The 18,565-nt window shown below is 44.6% G+C and carries 16 protein-coding genes; 6 read left to right on the top strand and 10 right to left on the bottom strand.

Annotated features, from left to right (window positions below; all coding sequences use genetic code 11):
- Window positions 1-8: 8 nt before the first annotated feature.
- Both ccsA and FEM33_RS18565 read right to left on the bottom strand, forming a co-directional pair.
- Window positions 9-692: a cytochrome c biogenesis protein CcsA gene (gene ccsA / locus FEM33_RS18570; RefSeq protein ID WP_139013462.1), complete on the bottom strand. Its 684-nt coding sequence runs from the start codon at window positions 690-692 to the stop codon at window positions 9-11.
- A 46-nt stretch (window positions 693-738) separates the two neighbouring features.
- Window positions 739-1,401 carry a heme exporter protein CcmB gene (locus FEM33_RS18565; RefSeq protein ID WP_229209261.1) on the bottom strand — a complete coding sequence of 221 codons (663 nt, stop codon included), beginning with the start codon at window positions 1,399-1,401 and terminating at the stop codon, window positions 739-741.
- A gap of 243 nt (window positions 1,402-1,644) precedes the next feature.
- Between FEM33_RS18565 and FEM33_RS18560 the strand changes: the two genes are divergently transcribed.
- A complete protein-coding gene (locus FEM33_RS18560) occupies window positions 1,645-1,872 on the top strand; it encodes a FeoA family protein (protein ID WP_139013533.1) in 228 nt (75 codons plus the stop codon).
- Window positions 1,873-1,901: 29 nt separating this feature from the next.
- Window positions 1,902-4,037 (top strand): ferrous iron transport protein B, encoded by a 2,136-nt coding sequence (gene feoB / locus FEM33_RS18555; protein ID WP_139013461.1) that lies wholly within the window; start codon window positions 1,902-1,904, stop codon window positions 4,035-4,037.
- Window positions 4,038-4,073: 36 nt separating this feature from the next.
- Here feoB and FEM33_RS18550 read toward each other — a convergent pair whose 3' ends face one another.
- A complete protein-coding gene (locus FEM33_RS18550) occupies window positions 4,074-5,555 on the bottom strand; it encodes an NAD(P)H-hydrate dehydratase (protein WP_139013460.1) in 1,482 nt (493 codons plus the stop codon).
- 250 nt (window positions 5,556-5,805) lie between these two features.
- Here FEM33_RS18550 and rplS point away from each other — a divergent pair, with 250 nt between their 5' ends.
- Window positions 5,806-6,168, top strand: coding sequence for a 50S ribosomal protein L19 (gene rplS / locus FEM33_RS18545; protein ID WP_139013459.1), 363 nt, complete (start codon window positions 5,806-5,808; stop codon window positions 6,166-6,168).
- A gap of 147 nt (window positions 6,169-6,315) precedes the next feature.
- A complete protein-coding gene (gene dapF, locus FEM33_RS18540) occupies window positions 6,316-7,101 on the top strand; it encodes a diaminopimelate epimerase (RefSeq protein ID WP_139013458.1) in 786 nt (261 codons plus the stop codon).
- 10 nt (window positions 7,102-7,111) lie between these two features.
- Here the strand turns inward: dapF and FEM33_RS18535 are convergent, their stop codons facing one another.
- A complete protein-coding gene (locus tag FEM33_RS18535) occupies window positions 7,112-7,417 on the bottom strand; it encodes a rhodanese-like domain-containing protein (RefSeq protein WP_139013457.1) in 306 nt (101 codons plus the stop codon).
- A 75-nt stretch (window positions 7,418-7,492) separates the two neighbouring features.
- Entirely contained in the window at window positions 7,493-8,635 is a 1,143-nt protein-coding gene (locus FEM33_RS18530) for a DEAD/DEAH box helicase (protein ID WP_139013456.1), read from the bottom strand.
- 176 nt (window positions 8,636-8,811) lie between these two features.
- Between FEM33_RS18530 and FEM33_RS18525 the strand changes: the two genes are divergently transcribed.
- Window positions 8,812-9,630, top strand: coding sequence for a hypothetical protein (locus FEM33_RS18525; protein ID WP_139013455.1), 819 nt, complete (start codon window positions 8,812-8,814; stop codon window positions 9,628-9,630).
- A 15-nt stretch (window positions 9,631-9,645) separates the two neighbouring features.
- Here FEM33_RS18525 and FEM33_RS18520 read toward each other — a convergent pair whose 3' ends face one another.
- Together FEM33_RS18520 and FEM33_RS18515 are read right to left on the bottom strand one after the other, a co-directional pair.
- Window positions 9,646-11,397 carry a M14 family metallopeptidase gene (locus tag FEM33_RS18520; protein WP_139013454.1) on the bottom strand — a complete coding sequence of 584 codons (1,752 nt, stop codon included), beginning with the start codon at window positions 11,395-11,397 and terminating at the stop codon, window positions 9,646-9,648.
- 9 nt (window positions 11,398-11,406) lie between these two features.
- The gene (locus FEM33_RS18515; RefSeq protein ID WP_139013453.1) at window positions 11,407-12,573 is read right to left on the bottom strand and encodes a lipase family protein; all 1,167 of its coding nucleotides are present in this window, start codon (window positions 12,571-12,573) and stop codon (window positions 11,407-11,409) included.
- A gap of 222 nt (window positions 12,574-12,795) precedes the next feature.
- Here FEM33_RS18515 and FEM33_RS18510 point away from each other — a divergent pair, with 222 nt between their 5' ends.
- Window positions 12,796-14,052 (top strand): cation:proton antiporter, encoded by a 1,257-nt coding sequence (locus FEM33_RS18510; protein WP_139013452.1) that lies wholly within the window; start codon window positions 12,796-12,798, stop codon window positions 14,050-14,052.
- Here FEM33_RS18510 and FEM33_RS18505 read toward each other — a convergent pair.
- Genes FEM33_RS18505 through FEM33_RS18495 form a run of 3 tightly spaced genes read right to left on the bottom strand, consistent with a single transcriptional unit; the run spans window position 14,049 to window position 18,522 of the window.
- The gene (locus tag FEM33_RS18505) at window positions 14,049-15,074 is read right to left on the bottom strand and encodes a hypothetical protein (protein WP_139013451.1); all 1,026 of its coding nucleotides are present in this window, start codon (window positions 15,072-15,074) and stop codon (window positions 14,049-14,051) included. The genes FEM33_RS18510 and FEM33_RS18505 overlap by 4 nt on opposite strands.
- 8 nt (window positions 15,075-15,082) lie before the next feature.
- Entirely contained in the window at window positions 15,083-17,767 is a 2,685-nt protein-coding gene (locus FEM33_RS18500) for a DUF3352 domain-containing protein (RefSeq protein ID WP_139013450.1), read from the bottom strand.
- 11 nt (window positions 17,768-17,778) lie between these two features.
- The gene (locus FEM33_RS18495; RefSeq protein ID WP_139013449.1) at window positions 17,779-18,522 is read right to left on the bottom strand and encodes a glycosyltransferase family 2 protein; all 744 of its coding nucleotides are present in this window, start codon (window positions 18,520-18,522) and stop codon (window positions 17,779-17,781) included.
- Window positions 18,523-18,565: the final 43 nt, after the last annotated feature.

The raw sequence follows: 18,565 nt of genomic DNA, 5'->3' as shown, positions 1-18,565 counted from the left end.
TGATAAATCTATATTCTGGACGTTGAAACAAGTTTTTCTTCACGCACGCGGTTGATCCGTTTGATCCTTACGCGAAGTTCCGCAAGCCATAATCCGAGCAGAATATAACCGATAATGGCCGGATAAAATACTTTCCGGATGTCGTTGTTGAAGTCATACGAACCAAAAGTGCTGTTGCCGCCGCTTCCCGGATGCAGGGAATCTGTAAGCCTTGGAAGGATATAAATGATCGGGATAAAAACGGCAAAGGCAAAGATGTTGTAAACGGACGAAATACGGGCCTTGCGCTGCTCGTCTTCAAACGAACTTCTCAGCAAAAGATACGCAAGATAAATCAGAATTCCGACAGCCGCTCCGTTCAGTTTCGGATCGTTTGGCCATGGATCGCCCCAGGTATAATTGGCCCAGACCGAGCCGGTAAGGCAGCCCAGTATACCAAAGAATATAGCCGATTTTGCAAGTTCGCTGGCAATATCATCATCGTTAATGCGTCCTTTACTCAGGTAGCGGATGGAAAAAACCATGGATGCAAAGAGCAAAGTAGTCATGGCCAGCCAGAGCGCCACGTGATAATACGTGTTGCGGATACTTTCATTGATAATCGCAAGATGCGGAACAGGACCCATGATGCCCATTACAATCACGTAGAATATAAGAACAATGCATAGGATTTTCCACCAGATCTTTCTCATTTTTAATATTTTAACTTTTAATCTTTTGTCAGGCCAGATGCAGGTTTCAACTTCTCCATAGATAAGGAAAAAGCAAATAGCTGAGCGTAATTACTATGAGATCAATAGATAATAGTGTGGTGATTTCATCCGAACTTACCGACCAGTCCAGACCGTCCAGCGCATTTTTGGCCAGCCTGATCGTCATCAGCAGCATGGGCAGTATGATCGGGAAACTCAGAACGGCCATCAGCGTAGCGCTGTTGTCCGCCTTGGAAGCAATGCCGGCAACCAACGTAAGCACCGAAGCAAAACCGATGGCAGCCAGCAGGATACAGATCAGGTAAAGCCCCATGTCGCCAACCGGATTTCCCATGACGAAAGCATAAAAAACAAATCCGAAGCCGGACAGCAGCAGCATGATCAAAGAATTGTAAACGATTTTTGATATGATGATGGCCTGCGGACTGCAAAGATTATAGTAGTATAACAACCGGCCAAACCTTTCCTGCGAGAAACTTTTGGCGATCGCATTCACTGCCGTAAACAAGATGATAATCCAGAAAAGCGTATTCCATACGATGGGCGTAAGCTGGTTTCTTCTGAGATTAAAACTAAGGTAACAAACAAAAACAGTGCTTACCACATAAAGCAACATGCCGCTCAGCGCATATTTCTGACGCCATTCCAGTGTTACTTCTTTCCAGATCAGGGTTTTTATTTCGTTCAAGATTACGGGCAATCGGCTGCTTGCTTGCAGCTCGGTGATTGTACTTACTAAATCAAATCCTTTGCTTGTCGGATTCCTTTCGCAATGCAAAAATACGACATAAAGGCTGAGGGAAATAATAAATCGGGCACGAATTTGCAGTAATTGTCGGAAGCAGTATACAATTGCAAAAGTAATGTTTGAATTACGGACTGATAGTGCTTTATTTGTACTTTAAATAAAATGAATCTAAATAAGGAGCGTATGTCAGCTCGTACGGTTTGCAGTCTTCGAAAAGGTGAAAAAGGGGTTATCAAGTCATTCACAAATCGTGAAATGTCTTTGAAATTGCTGGAAATGGGCTGTCTTCCGGGCAGCGAAGTGCGTCTGGATGCAATTGCACCTTTTGGCGATCCGATTTGTATTAATGTAGGCGGTTGTTATTCCTTATCATTAAGATTGAACGAAGCGGCCGTCATCGAGCTTGAATAACTAATACGTTCCGTTTATAAGCCTGTCCATTGAAACAAGTTCATATAAAAGTTGCGCTAGTAGGAAATCCAAATGCCGGCAAGTCTACATTATTTAATGCATTAACCGGATTACGGCAGAAAACAGGAAATTTTCCCGGTGTAACAGTTGAGAAAAAATCAGGTACATTCCGCTTGTCCGGCTTGGAAGGACAGCCGGATACAGCCGTAACGGTTGTGGATCTTCCGGGAACTTACAGCATTTATCCCAAATCAAAGGATGAAACGGTTGTCATGGATATCCTTGCCAATCCAAAACATCCCGATTATCCAGATGTTGTCATTATTGTGGCAGATGCTTCCAATTTGCAGCGGAACCTGCTTCTTTTTACGGAAGTAAGCGACCTCGGCGTTCCTTCCATTCTGGCGCTTAACATGCTGGATGTGGCTTCCAGCATGAACCTTACGGTCAATGCGGTTCAGCTTGCCATGCAGCTGAATGTTCCCGTTATCCGGATCAATGCACGTACCGGCGAAGGCATCGGCAATCTGAAAGAAGCGGTAAAACAGATTGTTGAAAAAAGCGAAAAGCCGGCTCTGCAGTATTTTTACGAACCCAAAGGAAAGGAAGTCGAGATGATCGAAGAAGTGCGTGAACTTTATCAGCTTGACAATGATTATGTCGCACTGCAATACGTTTGTCAGCACGATAATTTTTCTTTTCTTGAACAACCCGTCAGGGCCAAGCTCGACACGCTCATTGAAAAGTACGGATTTGATGAAAATCATTTCCTGGCTTCGGAAACCGTTGCCCGTTATGAAAAAATAAAGCCGATTGTTTCCAAAGCGGTAAAATCTCAGGGAATTACCGAACAGCCATACTGGACCAGAAAGCTGGACAGCATTTTACTGCATTCGGTTTGGGGTTATGTAACGTTTGCCTTTGTGCTGCTTGTCGTTTTTCAGGCCATTTTTGCTTGGGCTTCCTATCCGATGGACATGCTGGATGCAGCCACGGCCCAAACCATTGAATGGACCAAGGAAGTACTGCCCAAAGGCGTGCTCAATGATCTGATTACGGATGGAATCCTGGCCGGAATAGGCGGTATCATTATTTTTATTCCGCAGATTGCCATCCTTTTTGCGCTCGTTTCCGTACTGGAAGAATCGGGCTACATGGCGCGTGTAATGGTGATTATGGACAAGCTCATGCGCCGCTTCGGCCTGAACGGACGGAGTGTGGTTCCGCTTATTTCAGGCGTAGCATGCGCCGTTCCGGCCATTATGACGACCAGAAGCATCAGCAGCCGCTACGAACGTTTGCTCACGATTCTGGTTACGCCGCTGATGAGCTGTTCGGCACGTCTGCCTATTTATACGATTCTGATCGCATTAGTCGTGCCGACTACAAAGGTTTTCGGTTTTTTCAATATGCAGGGACTTGTACTTTTCGGGTTGTATGTGCTCGGGCTGGTCGGGGCGCTTGGCTCGGCGTGGCTGTTATCCCTTTTTATTCCAAGAAAAGAGCCGGGTTATTTCATGCTCGAAATGCCAACTTACAAATGGCCGCGCTGGGGGCACGTCGGTTTTTCCATGTATGAAAGTGTCAAATCGTTTGTGCTGGAAGCCGGGAAAGTCATCATGGCCATATCCATTATTCTCTGGGTGCTGGCTTCTTACGGTCCCGGCGATTCGATGCGCAATGCCGAAAACAGGGTGATTGCAGAAATGGGCACGAAGCCGCAGGAAGAAATTAATGTTGCCGTTGCTTCCGCAAAACTTGAAAATTCGTATGCCGGCCAGTTCGGGCATTTCATTGAACCGGTTATCCGTCCGCTCGGCTACGACTGGAAAATCGGGATTGCATTGCTGGCTTCCTTTGCGGCAAGGGAAGTTTTTGTGGGTACAATGGCCACTATTTACAGCATCGGCGGCGATTCCGAAGATGTGCTTACCGTAAAGGAAAAGTTGCTGAACGAGAAAAATCCGTATACGGGCGCGGCCATGTTTACGCCGGCAGTCTGCTATTCATTGCTGATGTTTTATGTTTTTGCCATGATGTGCATGAGCACGATTGCCGTCGTGTACCGCGAGACACACGGATGGAAATGGCCTTTAATCCAGCTTGTGTATCTGATGGCACTGGCTTATGTATCCGCATTTGCTACTTTTCAGTTGCTGAGCTGATCTTGCAGAACTGCTTCTGACAAAACAACCGGTTTTTTACCAGCCGAGACAATCCACCACGTCCGAAGCAATCAGTGCGCTTTGTCCTTTTTTCCCGGCTGCACGGTCACCGGCAAGCCCGTGTTCGTAAACGCCCAGAATGGCAGCATCGGCAGGCGCATACTTCTGTGCAAGCAGACTGGTGATAATGCCTGTCAGCACATCGCCGGTTCCGCCCGTTGCCATGCCGGCATTGCCTGTTGAATTGAAATGTACCTCGCCATTTGGAAGGATTACAGCCGTGTTCGCGCCTTTCAGGCAAATAATGACTTTGTGTTTCATGGCAAATTGTCTGCCGTTTTCCAGCCGTTCGTATTCGTTTTTGCTATCGCCCGCCAGTCGCTGAAATTCTTTCGGATGCGGCGTCAGAATGGTATTTTCAGGTAATTTATCGAGTAAAAAGCGGTTTTCGGATAACATATTCAATGCATCGGCGTCGATAATCAAAGGAACTTTTACGGAATCCAGTAACTTTTCCAGAACCTTTACAGTCGCTGCATCCTTGCTGAGCCCCGGCCCGATGCCAATAGCAGTATAACTTTCCAGATCAGGCAGTTCACTGATGTATTTTTCATTTTCGTCCGGAACCGCCATCGCTTCAGGAATGGAAATCTGCATAATATCGTAACCACAAGCCGGAAAATGCATTGTCAGCAAACCGACGCCTGAACGCAAACAAGCCTTTCCGGACAAAACTGCCGCGCCCATTTTACCAAAACTTCCCGCGATCAGCAACGCATGCCCGAATGTTCCTTTGTGCGAAAATTTTTCCCGGGGCTTTATGATTGCTTCTGCATTTTGTTTTTCGGTAAAATAATAAGGTGTTTGCGCTTCCAGGATAAAATCCTTGCTAAGCCCGATGTCCGCCATATGCCATTCGCCGGCAAACAAGGCATTCTGCGGCAGCATAAACGCAAGCTTTGGAAACTGAAAAGTTACGGTGTAATCCGGCTTGATAATGACGTCGTCTTTTTCGTTGGCTTTATCGGCATAAAGTCCGCTGGCGATGTCAACCGAAACGGTTTTGTTTGGCAAATCATTGATTGCCTTGATAATTTCAGCCAGAATTCCCTGGGCCGGTCTGGATAATCCCGAACCCAGCATGGCATCGATCAAAACAGTTTCGGGAGCAATTTCAGGAAAATCTGCCGGGGTTTGAATGCTGTTTGGCTGCACAGTATTTTTCAGTCTTTCCAGATTTGCCTGAAAGTCAGCCGAAGCGTCGGTGCTGTGTTCAACTATGTAAACATTTACATGATAATCCATCGAAGCAAGTATGCGCGCAATGGCCAGACCGTCGCCGCCGTTGTTGCCTTTGCCGCAAAAGATGCAAACCGGCCTTGTATTGACAAACTGATTACAGAACCATCTTACAAAGCCGTTTGAAGCGCGTTCCATTAAATCGACGGATGAAATTGGCTCGTTTTCAATTGTGTATACATCAAGCTGGCGTATTTGTTCTACATTCAGGATTTTCATAGTAATTCAAGGTTCGGTAAAAGGTGTGGCAATGTATCATTTGCCTAAATCATTATACCAGTGCATTTACTGCAAATATAAATGATCGTAAAAGCGCGTAATTTTTATGCATTATATACAGCCAAAGCTTTTAAATGCAGCAGAATAACCGTAGCTTTGCACTCGTTTTCGCAAAAGCTGTTTTGAATGAATGGGCGTCACCCAATCCGCTGAAAACAGTCATTATTTAAATTCATAAAAAGCATTCGTCATGAGCGAACTTATTAAACTCGTAGAAGCTACGATTGAAAATCGTAAATCCGAGTACCCTGAATTCAATTCAGGCGACACGATCAACGTACACGTTAAGATCCGCGAAGGTAACAAAGAACGTATCCAGCAATTTCAGGGTACTGTTATGCAGCGCCGTAACCTTAGCGCAAGCGGTGAAACATTTACAGTACGCAAGATATCAAACGGCATAGCTGTTGAACGTGTTTTCCCTATTCTTTCTCCAAGTATTGCAAAGATTGAGCTGGTTCGCCGCGGTAAAGTGCGTCGTGCCCGTTTGTTCTACCTGCGTGGACGTCAGGGTAAAGCCGCTCGTATCAAAGAGCTTAAAGCTTCGAAATAAGATTTATTGTCTTTCGGGCTTGATTCGGAACCCTGCAAGTAATTATTTCTTGCAGGGTTTTGTTGTTTAAAACAACCGCCTGTTTCAACTGGATTTAATATCCGCTATTTTTACAGGCGTTGGAATGCTGCAAACTTTTTACTTTTTATGAATACCGTATTTTATAAATATCAGGGTACCGGAAATGATTTTGTAATGATTGATGACCGGGAAAAAACCTTTCCGGTTTCCAAAGAACTCATTGCATCGCTCTGTCACCGCAGGTTCGGCATCGGAGCGGACGGACTGATATTACTTCAGAATGAAACGGGTTACGATTTCAGGATGGTTTATTTTAATGCAGACGGCGGAGAAGGAAGCATGTGCGGAAACGGTGGCCGCTGCGTCGTGCGGTTTGCGCATGATCTCGGCCTTTTTACTGAAAAAACCACTTTTATTGCCGTAGACGGTTTGCATGAAGCCACGGTTTCAGAAGATATTATCCGCTTGAAAATGTCCTCGGTCCGTGATGTTCAAAAATTGGACGAACATGATTTCATGAACACGGGTTCTCCGCATTATGTTACGTATGTGGAGCATATCGAGGAAGTTGACGTTGTGAGTATCGGAAGCGGCATTCGGTATGGTTCCGTTTACGGGCCGAAAGGCGGTGTGAATGTCAACTTTGTAGAGGTAAAAGATCAGAATCAATTAAGCGTCCGTACGTATGAACGCGGTGTGGAAGATGAAACTTTTTCCTGCGGAACGGGCGTAACGGCCTGTGCACTTTCAGCGCATTTACGTGAAGGCTGGGAAAGTCCGATCCATGTCAAAACAATCGGCGGCGCGCTGGAAGTTGCATTTCAAGAAAAACAGCCGGGCGAATTTGACGATGTTTATTTAATCGGGCCAGCCGTACGCGTGTTTGAAGGAAATTTGAATTTGCCGGAGTGATTTCAGCCAGTTATGCCGACTCGATGATTCCGCCTTTTACATGGAAAATCGATTTATCCAGCCATTCCGGAACGCGGCAGTAATCCATTGCCGCGACTTTGCTCCGCACGCCGTTTGTACAGATCACGACAATATTTTTATAAGAAGTCAGCAAATTTCTTTTATCCCTGATTTCGGATAAAGGAATATTGATCCCGCCTTCATTGAATTCTTCGAATTCCCATGTTTCCCGAACGTCTACCAAAACTGAATTGGCTTCATTTTTGAGTTTCAGCGCCTCGTGGAGATCAATATCGGTGTAAGTATTCTTTGTCATACCGTTAAAAAAAATCGTTACCGGTTTTCCATAAAGGATAAAACGGTAACGAAAATTCACAAACAATTAAAAATTTTATCTTCTTGCAGCATAAGGATGGTCGTTAACCACCGGAATATTTTTGGCAATCAGCTTGTGAATGTCCTTCAGATATGCTTTTTCTTCCATATCGCAGAATGAAAAAGCCGTTCCTTTTGCCCCCGCGCGGCCTGTTCGTCCGATTCTGTGAACATACGTTTCCGGGATATTCGGGATTTCATAGTTGATCACATGCGTCAGATCGTCTACATCGATTCCTCTTGCTGCAATATCCGTTGCGACCAAGACCCTCGTAGCCTGACTCTTAAAATTTTTCAAAGCATTCTGACGTGCGTTCTGTGACTTGTTGCCATGAATCGCTTCTGACGTTACGCCCGCTTTCCGCAGTACTTTCACAACTTTGTCCGCGCCATGTTTGGTTCTGGTAAAAACCAGCGCCGTAGCAATGGAAGAATCCTGCAAAATGTGCAGTAAAAGCGAATTTTTATCCGATTTATCCACAAAGAAAACCGATTGCTTGATCGTGTCCGCCGTAGAAGAAACGGGTGTCACTTCTACTTTGGACGGGTTTCTTAGAATCGTATCGGCAAGCGTAACAATCGCTGGCGGCATGGTGGCCGAAAAGAAAAGTGACTGTCTTTTGGCAGGCAGCAGCTTGATCACTTTTTTAACATCATGTACAAATCCCATGTCGAGCATGCGGTCTGCTTCGTCGAGCACGAAAAATTCAAGCTGGTTCAGCTTGATAAAGCCCTGATTGATCAGGTCCAGCAAACGGCCGGGTGTTGCAATCAGTACGTCCACGCCTTTCTGGATGGCATCGGTCTGCGGCTTCTGGCCAACGCCGCCAAAAATGACGGTATGTTTTATATCGGTATATCTTCCATAAGCGGCAAAGCTTTCACCAATCTGAATAGCCAATTCGCGCGTCGGAGTAAGTATCAGAGCACGGATACGGCTTCTTTCAAATTTACCAACCGGATTATTCTGAAGCAGCTGAAGCATAGGAATGGCAAACGCGGCTGTTTTTCCGGTTCCTGTTTGCGCACAGCCCAGTAAATCTCGCTGTTCTAAAATAATGGGAATTGCTTTTGCCTGAATTGGGGTGGGAGTAGTGTAACCTTCTTCCCGGAGCGCCTTTGTAATGGGCTCAATGAGTTTTAAATCCTGAAATATCATTAGTTTTTTTTAGAGTGGCTGCTTTTAACATCATGATATAAGACAGCCTGAATAATTATTGACCAAGGAGGCCGAAAGTATAACAGAAGTAACTTTTTAAACGTTCAGTGGGTATACTGCGTAAAAGTTTTCCGGAATGCGTAAATTTAATCAACCTTCATTAAATCAGTAAATTTATGATCAGAGCCATTACTTTAACCATTTTATTTTCAGCCATTTTTATTGTTGCAAATGCACAGGATGTAATCATCCGCAGAAATGGCAAAATCATTGAATGCAAGGTCATCGAAGTAGGTGTTGACCGTGTTACCTACAAGCTCGGCAAGGAAGAAACCAGCGCCAACTTTATCATCCGGAAAAATGAACTGAGCAGTATCCGGTTCGGAAGCGGAGAAACGGTTTACATGAACGAACGGCAGGAAGCCGAAAATGAAAAGAACAGAAGACGGGAAATGGCATTTGGTGCTAACCTCATCAATTTTTCTCCATTCAAGGCATTGGACAGCGGTGCGGGTTTAGGGATCAGTTATGAAAGAATTATTGACAAACAAGGCTACTTTGGGATTATTGTGCCTTTTACGCTTGTTCTTCCGGAAAGTTATTCAAGCTCTTTTACATACGATAACCGAAGTGGTACGGAGGTATTCTATTTCTCGCCCGGACTTAAAATTTATCCGGCCGGACAAAGACGCGTCACGTATGCGGTGGGACCTAATTTATTTACCGGCTTCGGACATCGCTGGGTTTATGGCAACTACTATGACCCGAGAACCGGAAGTTATACGAATACAGAAGGAAAAGCGAAAATTTTCAGATTTGGTCTGATGGTGAACAATTACATCAATTTTCAGATTACGCCAAGGTTCCAGCTTGGTCTGAATGCAGGACTTGGGTCCAGATATATCGAAAACGAAAAGTATCTGAATGTCAACAACAGAATGCGTGGCATCGAGTTAACCGGGGAATTTATGTTTAACCTCGGCCTGCGTTTCTGACCAATTGATAGAACGTCATTTCATCAGCCTGTAAACCGGGTAGCGCAAATATTCTTTTTCGCGGTAAGGTGAATGGTCATAGATAAATTCGAGCTGGGCATTGGCGCTTTTTGCAAATTCCGGCTCGGATTTTCTTTTTTCTTCCAGCTGCTTTTTCAGTTCAGGCGATTTTTCCAGAAGTTCGGCTGCAAGGTCTTCAAATACATAGGCGGAATAATGTTCCTTGGCCTGAAGAATGGTGTCAAAGAAATTCCATTTGAAAAAAGAATCAACCGCTTTGGGTTCCAGCGTTTCGATGATGTAGCGGTTTGTCCATTGATTTACAGGAATATACCAATCGCCTTTTCTGAAACTGACTTTCGTTTTTTCGGTCCTGAGATTTACGCCCGTATGCCAGTAATGTCCTTCAAACGGCTGTTTGGGTGATTCGTAATTTTCAATAAAATACGTTTCCACTTCCATTTCAGCATCTTTTTCCAGCTGTTTCATTTCCACACCGTTCAGTTTCAGCAGTTCAATGATGTTGTGCCAGCCTTGCGGAATCAGGTAAGCTGCCGGCTTTTTAACTTCATCCTGCGGCACGTACGTATCGTAAAAAGGAATGCTTTTGGTAAACGGTTTTGAACGGTTGTAGTACAGTCGCTCCTGACCGCTTACTTTACTTGTAATGTATTCAGGTTCATAGCCTTTGAACTCGATCTGTGTATTTTTCTCTTTGTTAACCTGCCACGTGACCGCAAACTTTTCCTGAACTTTCACGGATTCTTTGGTCTCTTTACGCAATTGCAGCAGTTCTTTACGGTATTTGGCCAGAAACAGAACATTTCCATGCAGATATGCATAAGTTGCTTTCACGCGCTGATCATAAGGTTTAAGCATATGCGTTTCCGTCATGACGCCAATCGTATGAAACAGAGCTGCATAGCCGGTTGAATAACGCGGCCAGTCGGGAAACTGCACAAAACCTTTGTCGGGCGTCTGGCCCCATGCATTGACGTACGGCGTTGCTTCGTAACCGGCGTTTTTAAGGTGTTTGTACATGTAAGGAAGAAAAACCGCATTGTTGAATTCACCGAGTTTTCCGCCCAGCTTGTCTTTCTGTGCATAATCGAGTGTCATTACATACTGATAATCCGCACCGTTGCTGACGTGTGTATCGGCAAAAAGATCAGGATCAAGTTTATGAAAAATGGCTGCAAAACTCCGTGCATTTTTAGTGTCATTTTTTATAAAATCGCGGTTAAGATCAAAATTCCGGGCATTTCCCCTGAAACCGTATTCTTCCGGACCGTTCTGATTGGTACGAGTCGTGTTGTTGCGGTTCAGCGTTCCGCCGATGTTGTAAAATGGAATAAAAGCAAGCACAACATGCTCCGTTTCAGGAAATTTTTCCGGATTCAACAAGATATCCCTCAAAAGCATCATGGAAGCATCCACGCCGTCGGGTTCGCCGGGATGAATGGCGTTGTTGACAAACAGAATGGCTTTTCCCTCCGCTTTCAGTTTTTTTATATCAAAGTTCTTATTGCTGGAATATAAAACGAGATGCAGCGGTTTGCCGCTGTCGGTCAGTCCTTCTTCGGTAATCCGGACCTGCGGGAAATTTTTTGCCAGCAGCTTGTAAAAAGCAATTCCTTCTTCGTACTCAGGAGTTTGCGTGCCGCCCGATTTTTCAAATCTTGTTTCATACTGCGCATGAACAGAGAAAGAAAACAGAAAGCTGAAAATAACAAAAACTATACGGACAAATGGATTCAGAATGAGCATGATATAAAATTATCTTGACGTGCCCGTTTCAGCCGGACCGGCATTGTACTTTTTCAGCAAATATAAATACGGTTCGGGAAGATGATGTATAAATATCTTGTCTTTGGAATCGGGATATATATTGTAATAAGCCTGATCCGGCATTAATACGATCGTCGGCCCGATGCGAACATAATTGCTGCTTTTGAAGTAAACAGGAGGTTCAAACTCCGGCAACGTTTTTCTGACCATTTTGGAAGCGTAGTTGCCCAGATATTTTTCGTAGTTGCTTCTTGCCTTTTCACTCGGCTTTTTCATTTTCCGGTAAGCATGCCGTAATGCAATTCGCGCAAAGAACTTCTGCTTTTTTATTACGCCGTCGATGTTTTTGAAAGGATTGGTTTCATTGAAATCATCCAGCGTCTGCACGGAAAACGGCACTTCCGTAACCCAGTCTGCGGCATTTACAACGTTCGTTGCCCATCCGTTGGCAACCATGGCTTCGTACTCGTAAGCATAATACGTGTTGCCGGCTTTTGGGCTAGCACTGCTGTAAGTTTTAAAACGAATGTCTTTCGGAAGCTGGTTCTGTTTCTGAAGATGATATAAATACGAAGTCATCAGGTAAGAAATGGCGCCGCCCTGACTATGCCCCATTACCAGAAAATCTTTTATTCCGGCTTTGTAACACGAATCGATTTTTGGAAGAATGTCTTTCGCCAGATAAGCGGTTCCGATAAGCCAGCCGATATGTACCGCCGCTTTCGGATGGTCTGCAAGGTGATAAGGAAACGAAAAAGAGGAAGAAAGTTTAAGTTCGCCGCGTGCTGGAACCATGGCTGCATAGAAATTTTCCAGCCAGCCAACCGGATTTTTGGTGGTACCGCGGATATTGATGGCCGCCACCTGACCGTCACTTTTCCAGAGTTCCCAGCGATTGTCCAGTCCCATAACGGGCGATTTGTAAACGGACTTGAAAACGGCAGGCTTCGGAACAGGCGTTTTTGCGGAATCTGTCATGAGCGGATCGTAAAGCAGCACGTGCATACGCAACAGCTCTTCATATTCGACTTTGTCAAACCCGGGTTTTAACAAGCCGTTTTGTGCATGCAATGCAAGTGAAAAGCAAAATACAAGCGCAGTGCCGGTCAAGAACCGTGCATGCAGTTTTCTGAATGCCATGGGGATTTTTGTCATTTCAGATGCGTATTGGTTAATGAGAGAAACAGTAAAACGATCATTTTCTAAATGTAGGAAATCTCCCGGTTTAATGTCCGGTTTCATCCCGAAGGATGCTTTTTTTGAAAATTTGACAGCTGTTCAGGTCATTAGAATACCATTAGAGTTTGCGAATCAGCCTGTTCAAAGGGCCATTTTAAATCTGAGTTTCTTATTTTTGGCTGGTCTAAAAATATTTTTATGGAATTATATTATTCTTTTTCGGCATTAATCGTCCTTTCCGCCATCTTTGCTTACCTCAATGCACGGTTCCTGAAACTGCCTGCATCCATCGGCGTAATGGTGATCGCACTGATTGTTTCCGTTGGATTAATAGCAACTGACAGCATTTTCCCAAGGATATTTTTCCGGATTTCTTCCCTGATCGCCAGTGTCGATCTCACCGAAATCCTGATGGGAGCCATGCTTAATTTTCTGCTTTTCGCAGGCGCCATTCACATTCACCTGGAAGATTTAAGGGAACAGCGTGCGCCCGTTATTATATTTTCTACGGTCAGCGTGGTCATTTCCACTTTTGTGATCGGATTTCTGATGTACAATTTACTGAATTTTGCCGGAATGCAGATTCCAATGATCCAGTGTCTGGTTTTCGGTGCTTTAATATCACCGACTGATCCCATTGCAGTTTTGGGAATCCTGAAACAGGCCGGCGTTCCGAAATCACTGGAAACCAAAATTGCCGGAGAATCCCTGTTCAATGACGGTATGGCCGTTGTAGTGTTCATTCTGATGCTTGCACTGGCGAGAGGCGAGGAGGTAAATACTTCGTTCGGAGGCATTACTTCACTGCTTGTCAAAGAGGCGCTCGGCGGAATTGTCCTCGGGCTTGTGCTTGGATTTATTGGTTCGCAGATGATTTACCGGGTGGACGGCTACAATGTTCACGTTCTGATTACGCTTGCTATTGTTATGGGCGGGCATCTTGCAGCGCAGGCCATGCATATGTCGGGCCCGCTGGCGATGGTCGCAGCCGGACTGGTTGTAGGCAACTATGGAAAAAATCTTGGCGGCGTTTCTGAAATGGAGCGGGATTACATTGACAAGTTCTGGGAGCTGATCGATGAAATCCTGAATGCCATTCTGTTTCTCATCATCGGTTTCGAACTGCTGCTGATTCCCGATTTGAAGCAGTATGGTTTTATTGGAATAGCGGCGATTGCGGTTGTGCTTTTTGCAAGGTTTATTTCCATTTACATTCCGGTCAGGATCATTCCGTTCCGTACGCGTTTTGGTAAAAAGTCCATCACCATTCTTGTTTGGGGCGGTTTGCGGGGCGGCGTTTCCATTGCACTTGCCTTGTCGATAGATCAGGACCTTAACAAAGACCTGCTTCTGGCCATTACGTACTTTGTAGTGCTCTTTTCCATTATTGTTCAGGGGCTTACGGTTGGCAAACTGACGGCCAAAATGAGCGAAGTGACCGAAGAAGCAAACTAGGAATTTCCGGGTTTTTCAATATTTTTTATAAATGCATTGACCTTGTCAAGCCAAAGGTACTGACCTTCACATGTCCAGTGCGAATCACCTTTCAGATAAGCGCTGCTGCCCATTTTCCGAAAATCCGTGAGAACATCTATAAACGGTACTTTCAGTTCAGGATGTGCATAAACTCTATTGATCAGGTTGTTGTATTCTGCGGATTCAGTTGTTAAAACAGAAACCTTGTTTGGAATAACGGACAGTATAACGTGGTCAAAACCCAGATTTCTGGCAAAATCCTGCGAGCCATTGATATTCTGTACAATGCTGTCAATTTCCGTTTCATTTATTCTGGAAAAAGAAGAAGTTATGTTGGGCGTATCCGTATCCATGTAATAAACAATGTTTTCGTCATTGTTCACGAGCGTAACGCCTTTGTTCACACGGCTGAAAAAACGGTAATTAAAAGCAGATTTCCATTCCTTTAACGTCAGGATGAGGTCATTCTGGAACAGCAGTTCGTCCAGCCGGTCTTCTGTTGATCTGGATCTGAAAGCATTGTCAAGCCGGTTCATGAAACGTGGCGGAGTGCCTTCGGACACAAATGTTGTCTCATCCGGAATCAGGTTCCGGATTGTATCCTTCATCTTTTCCCTGAAATGCCTTTCCACCGATTCCAGCAGCAGAATATTGGTTTCGGAAGGATCTGTTTTCAGATGCAGAAATTCATTCCAGTGTACATACGTGTAGGCATCCACTGCAAAGTCCTTTTTGCCTATGCGTTGTTTTTCCGTAAAGCTGTCACCGATGATGTATAAATGGATTTTCTGTGAAGCGGCTTTTGCAGGCGTTTTGTAAGCGGCGCATTCGGTTCTTGGATCTTTGAACTGAGCCAGGTTGGACAAACGGTAAAGGTCGCCAAACCGGTAACTGTCTTTGATCAGATTCAGCTTCCCGGCTTCCGACAATAGCCCCGGGCTTAATCCGACAGCCCAGATCAGACTTCCAAGGAAAAGAAATGCGTATTTAAGAAATTTCATATAAAACACTATCGCAGCTTAACCGACCAAACCTGTACTTTTTCTTCTGATCTGCTGAATATAAGCAATTTATAGTAACCCGGCTGATAAGTAAGCTGAACCGGCATTTCCGACGGAATGGCTTTGTCACCCAGTCTTTTGCCTGTCATATCAAAAACCGTCGTGTAATTTCCCGATTTGATGCTGATAAAACGGTTGTCAACGCCAAAGAAATGATACTGGATGATTGAATTCGGCAGAATGTCTTTGATCTCGAACAGTTCATTGCCGTCTTTGGTGATGATGGCTGTTTTGGAATTGAGCGAACGGACAAGAATCCAGTCCAACGAGTTTCTGTCAAAAAGCGTACGGAACCTGGAACCGGGTTCAGGGCGTAAAAGCTGCTTTCGCGATGTAATATTGCCGTCAAGCCCGATCCGGATCAGTTCGCCGGAAACACTTACGCCAACTAGTTCAGGCTGACCGCTTTCCGAATTTTGTGCCCAAGTGAATGCACTTTCAGTCCGTGTAAGAATGTCAGTCGGGAAGCCGGGCCGTACAGTGCCGTTTTCTTTCAGCAAGTAGATTTTTCCGTTTTTCTGCGTGACAATAAAACCTCTGTTTCCAATTTGGTTCAATGCTACAACCGGACTTTGTATGCTTTCAAACTGAATGGAACGGTTCAGCCTTTTGACCGGCTTCATGACATTTTCCCACAAAAACAATTCTTCTGCTTCATTCTTGATAATCAAACGGTTACTTCCTTCGTTGCCGCCGTCAATGGAATACAGCGCGGTGATGGGCTGAGCAGAAGGCAAGGTTCCGGTAAAGGTCGAAATCCTTGTGGAATCGTCTTCATCCAGTACGTAAATGCTTCTTTTTGTGGCAAATATCCTTTGCTGCCTGCCGATGTTGAGAAAATCCAGCTTGTAAGCAGCAGTAACGATCGGTCCATTGAGTCTGGCGACCGCTTTCGTTTTGCCTTCGTATAAATTACTGCTTCTCAGTAAGTTGTTATTCTGATCCGTAAGCAGTATTTCTGAACTGCCGTCAACCGGGTTCTGAAGCGCGGCAAGTTCCGTATCATAAATTACCGGCCATTCTATATTGATATTTAGAAAAGTACGGTTCAGCACTTTACTGGCTGTCTGTCTTTTTTTCGGATAAAGTGTTATCTCGGGATACGCTTTGTTTCCATCAAAATGGCACTGAAAAACAACGGATTCAATTTTGGAAGTAAGATCATTATAGTTTTTTGCAGCCTGTTTTCCGGCTCTTGTCTGCGCCTTGCGCAGGTTAACGATCAGGGAAAGCTGGGCTTCATTTTTTGAAGTTGTCAACACACTGTCATATTCCGGCGACTGTTTCCATGTAATCTGGTTTTCATAGTCTACAATGTAGTTTTGCAGAACCTGTGAATTGTTGCTGATGACCAGATAAGGTGCAATATAAGTAATATAACTCCTCGGAAATCCCTTGAACATAGGCCCGTACAGTCCCGCAGGCAATTCGGGCAGCGGTACGGAATAAATGTCGTAACCCTGATATTGGTCTGCCGAAACACTGGATTCCTGCGTGGCCAGCTTTGCCAGTTTTTGCAGGACCGGCCTCAGTTTTTCATAATTGGAGAATTCCGCAAGCAGGATTTTCCCGTCACTGATGCTGTTGTTTTCTTCCAGCTGACAAAGAATCAACTCTGATCCGAGATTTTCGATCAGCAGATTGCTTTCTCCGGAAATGTAATAATTAAGCTTGTTCCAGGCTTCGGATTTGTAGCTTTTATGCCATTTCAGGAAATTTTTCTGAAAAGCCTCCTTATCTACGACGGCTGTTCTGTACAGAAATGAGGTTTGCTGTGAAATATGCCTGTGACCTGCAAACGGCGCACCTGGAATCCCGTTGGTGATGCCGGCAAGATAATAATCCGGAGAATCCGTTCCTGTGGATTTAAGCGCAAGCGGCCCTTTTTCCTTGCTTTTTTCAATGTGAAAATCCTGATAACGGCCGAAGTTTCTTGAAAATTCTTTCAAAACGCCGTCTGAATGCTCGGAAGAAATTACGGAGTTCCAGGCTTCACTGTTCAGATACAGACTTGTTCCGTAATCCGAATCATGAATTTGTGAAAATTCCGATTTCAGCCGGAATGATTCCAGGTTCAGAGATGACGCGCGCACAACATCTTCAATCAGATCACCATAATAGCTGACAATCAGAAAGTTGTCTTTGACAAGATAAGAAAATAATGGCCGCGAGTTGCTGTCAATAATATCCGTAATCCGCTGATTCTGAAAAGTATGGTGCAAAGCTCGGATTCCCGGCCGCTGCGGACTTCCCAGCCATTTGGCTTCTTCGTCATTCTTAACGGGAATGTACATGATTACACCCCATTCCGTGCTCGTTCTGGGATGATAGGAATAGGAGAGTACTTTCTCTTTCAGAAAATCGGAAAGTTGTTTACGATCCGGTGCGAGCAGGTTTAAAAGCGAAAGATTATCGCTGGCTATATCCAGAAACGGAAGTCTTTTCAGATCTACGCCAGCCTCTGTTGCGGTATAGGACGAATCCTGAAGATGCTCGCTTGTAATAACGACAACGGCATTGGAAGGAATGAATTTCCATGCAGCCGAAGAACCACGCGACCATCGGTACAGAAAATATCCTCCTGAAAGGATTCCTAATGCCAGCAGAAAAACAACTATTTTTTTAATAGACACAAACCTGAATTTTAAGCACGGATCGCCTTCACTTTTCTGTTCAGTTCAAGCCGGAACCGCAGCAGTTCATTAAAGCTTCGGATACAAACTTTCCAGAGGTTCCATTTTACGATAGAAACGGTTCCTGTTTCCCGGTCCTTGTGCGTAATCGGAATATCAAAAAGCTGCTGCCCGGATTTCTTGGCCATGACGGATAAAAATATATTCGGAGCAAACGGTTCCGGATTTGGTAACTGATTCATCAGCTTTTGCAGAAAAGTGCCTTTTATCAGCCGGAACGGAATGTTGCTGTCCATGATATAAGTACCGTAAATCATCGAAATGGTCCCGCGCAGAAAAGATGTTATGAACAGGCGCACACCCGCATCATGCCGTACTTGCCGGTAACCCAGAATGAACTGTGACTGATTTCGCTTTTCCCACAACTTGTCAAAATCACTGGAAACAAACTGGTCGTCACTGTCCGTCTGAAAAACATACTCGGAACCAACTTCCAGCGCCTTGCGGTAGCCGTTCACAACTGCATTGCCGTGCCCGCCGTTTTTCTGATGAATAACGGTTAAATTTGAAATCTTCGGGATTAATTGATCCAGAAGTTCTTTGGTTTTATCCTTTGATCCGTCGTTGATTACAATGAGGGTTGTGTTATCGTTCGGGAATTTATTTTTCAGAAAATCAGTCCAGTTATATACTACTTTCTCGATACAATCTTGTTCGTTGTAAGCTGGCATTACAATACTTAGCAGGTACGACATGCAGAATCTTATTTGGTATGTTTGGCGAAATTAATAAATAAAG

Source organism: Dyadobacter flavalbus, from assembly GCF_006149045.1.
Taxonomy (GTDB): Bacteria; Bacteroidota; Bacteroidia; order Cytophagales; family Spirosomataceae; genus Dyadobacter; species Dyadobacter flavalbus.
This window is presented reverse-complemented; position numbering and strand designations above follow the sequence as displayed.

Coding starts and splice junctions, on each gene's coding strand:
- rplS (WP_139013459.1), top strand. CDS start 5,806: ATGAGCGAACTTATTAAACTCGTAGAAGCTACGATTGAAAATCGTAAA.
- FEM33_RS18520 (WP_139013454.1), bottom strand. CDS start 11,397: ATGCTCATTCTGAATCCATTTGTCCGTATAGTTTTTGTTATTTTCAGC.
- ccsA (WP_139013462.1), bottom strand. CDS start 692: ATGAGAAAGATCTGGTGGAAAATCCTATGCATTGTTCTTATATTCTAC.
- FEM33_RS18495 (WP_139013449.1), bottom strand. CDS start 18,522: ATGTCGTACCTGCTAAGTATTGTAATGCCAGCTTACAACGAACAAGAT.
- FEM33_RS18535 (WP_139013457.1), bottom strand. CDS start 7,417: ATGACAAAGAATACTTACACCGATATTGATCTCCACGAGGCGCTGAAA.
- FEM33_RS18510 (WP_139013452.1), top strand. CDS start 12,796: ATGGAATTATATTATTCTTTTTCGGCATTAATCGTCCTTTCCGCCATC.
- FEM33_RS18550 (WP_139013460.1), bottom strand. CDS start 5,555: ATGAAAATCCTGAATGTAGAACAAATACGCCAGCTTGATGTATACACA.
- FEM33_RS18525 (WP_139013455.1), top strand. CDS start 8,812: ATGATCAGAGCCATTACTTTAACCATTTTATTTTCAGCCATTTTTATT.
- FEM33_RS18505 (WP_139013451.1), bottom strand. CDS start 15,074: ATGAAATTTCTTAAATACGCATTTCTTTTCCTTGGAAGTCTGATCTGG.
- FEM33_RS18515 (WP_139013453.1), bottom strand. CDS start 12,573: ATGACAAAAATCCCCATGGCATTCAGAAAACTGCATGCACGGTTCTTG.
- dapF (WP_139013458.1), top strand. CDS start 6,316: ATGAATACCGTATTTTATAAATATCAGGGTACCGGAAATGATTTTGTA.
- FEM33_RS18530 (WP_139013456.1), bottom strand. CDS start 8,635: ATGATATTTCAGGATTTAAAACTCATTGAGCCCATTACAAAGGCGCTC.
- FEM33_RS18560 (WP_139013533.1), top strand. CDS start 1,645: ATGTCAGCTCGTACGGTTTGCAGTCTTCGAAAAGGTGAAAAAGGGGTT.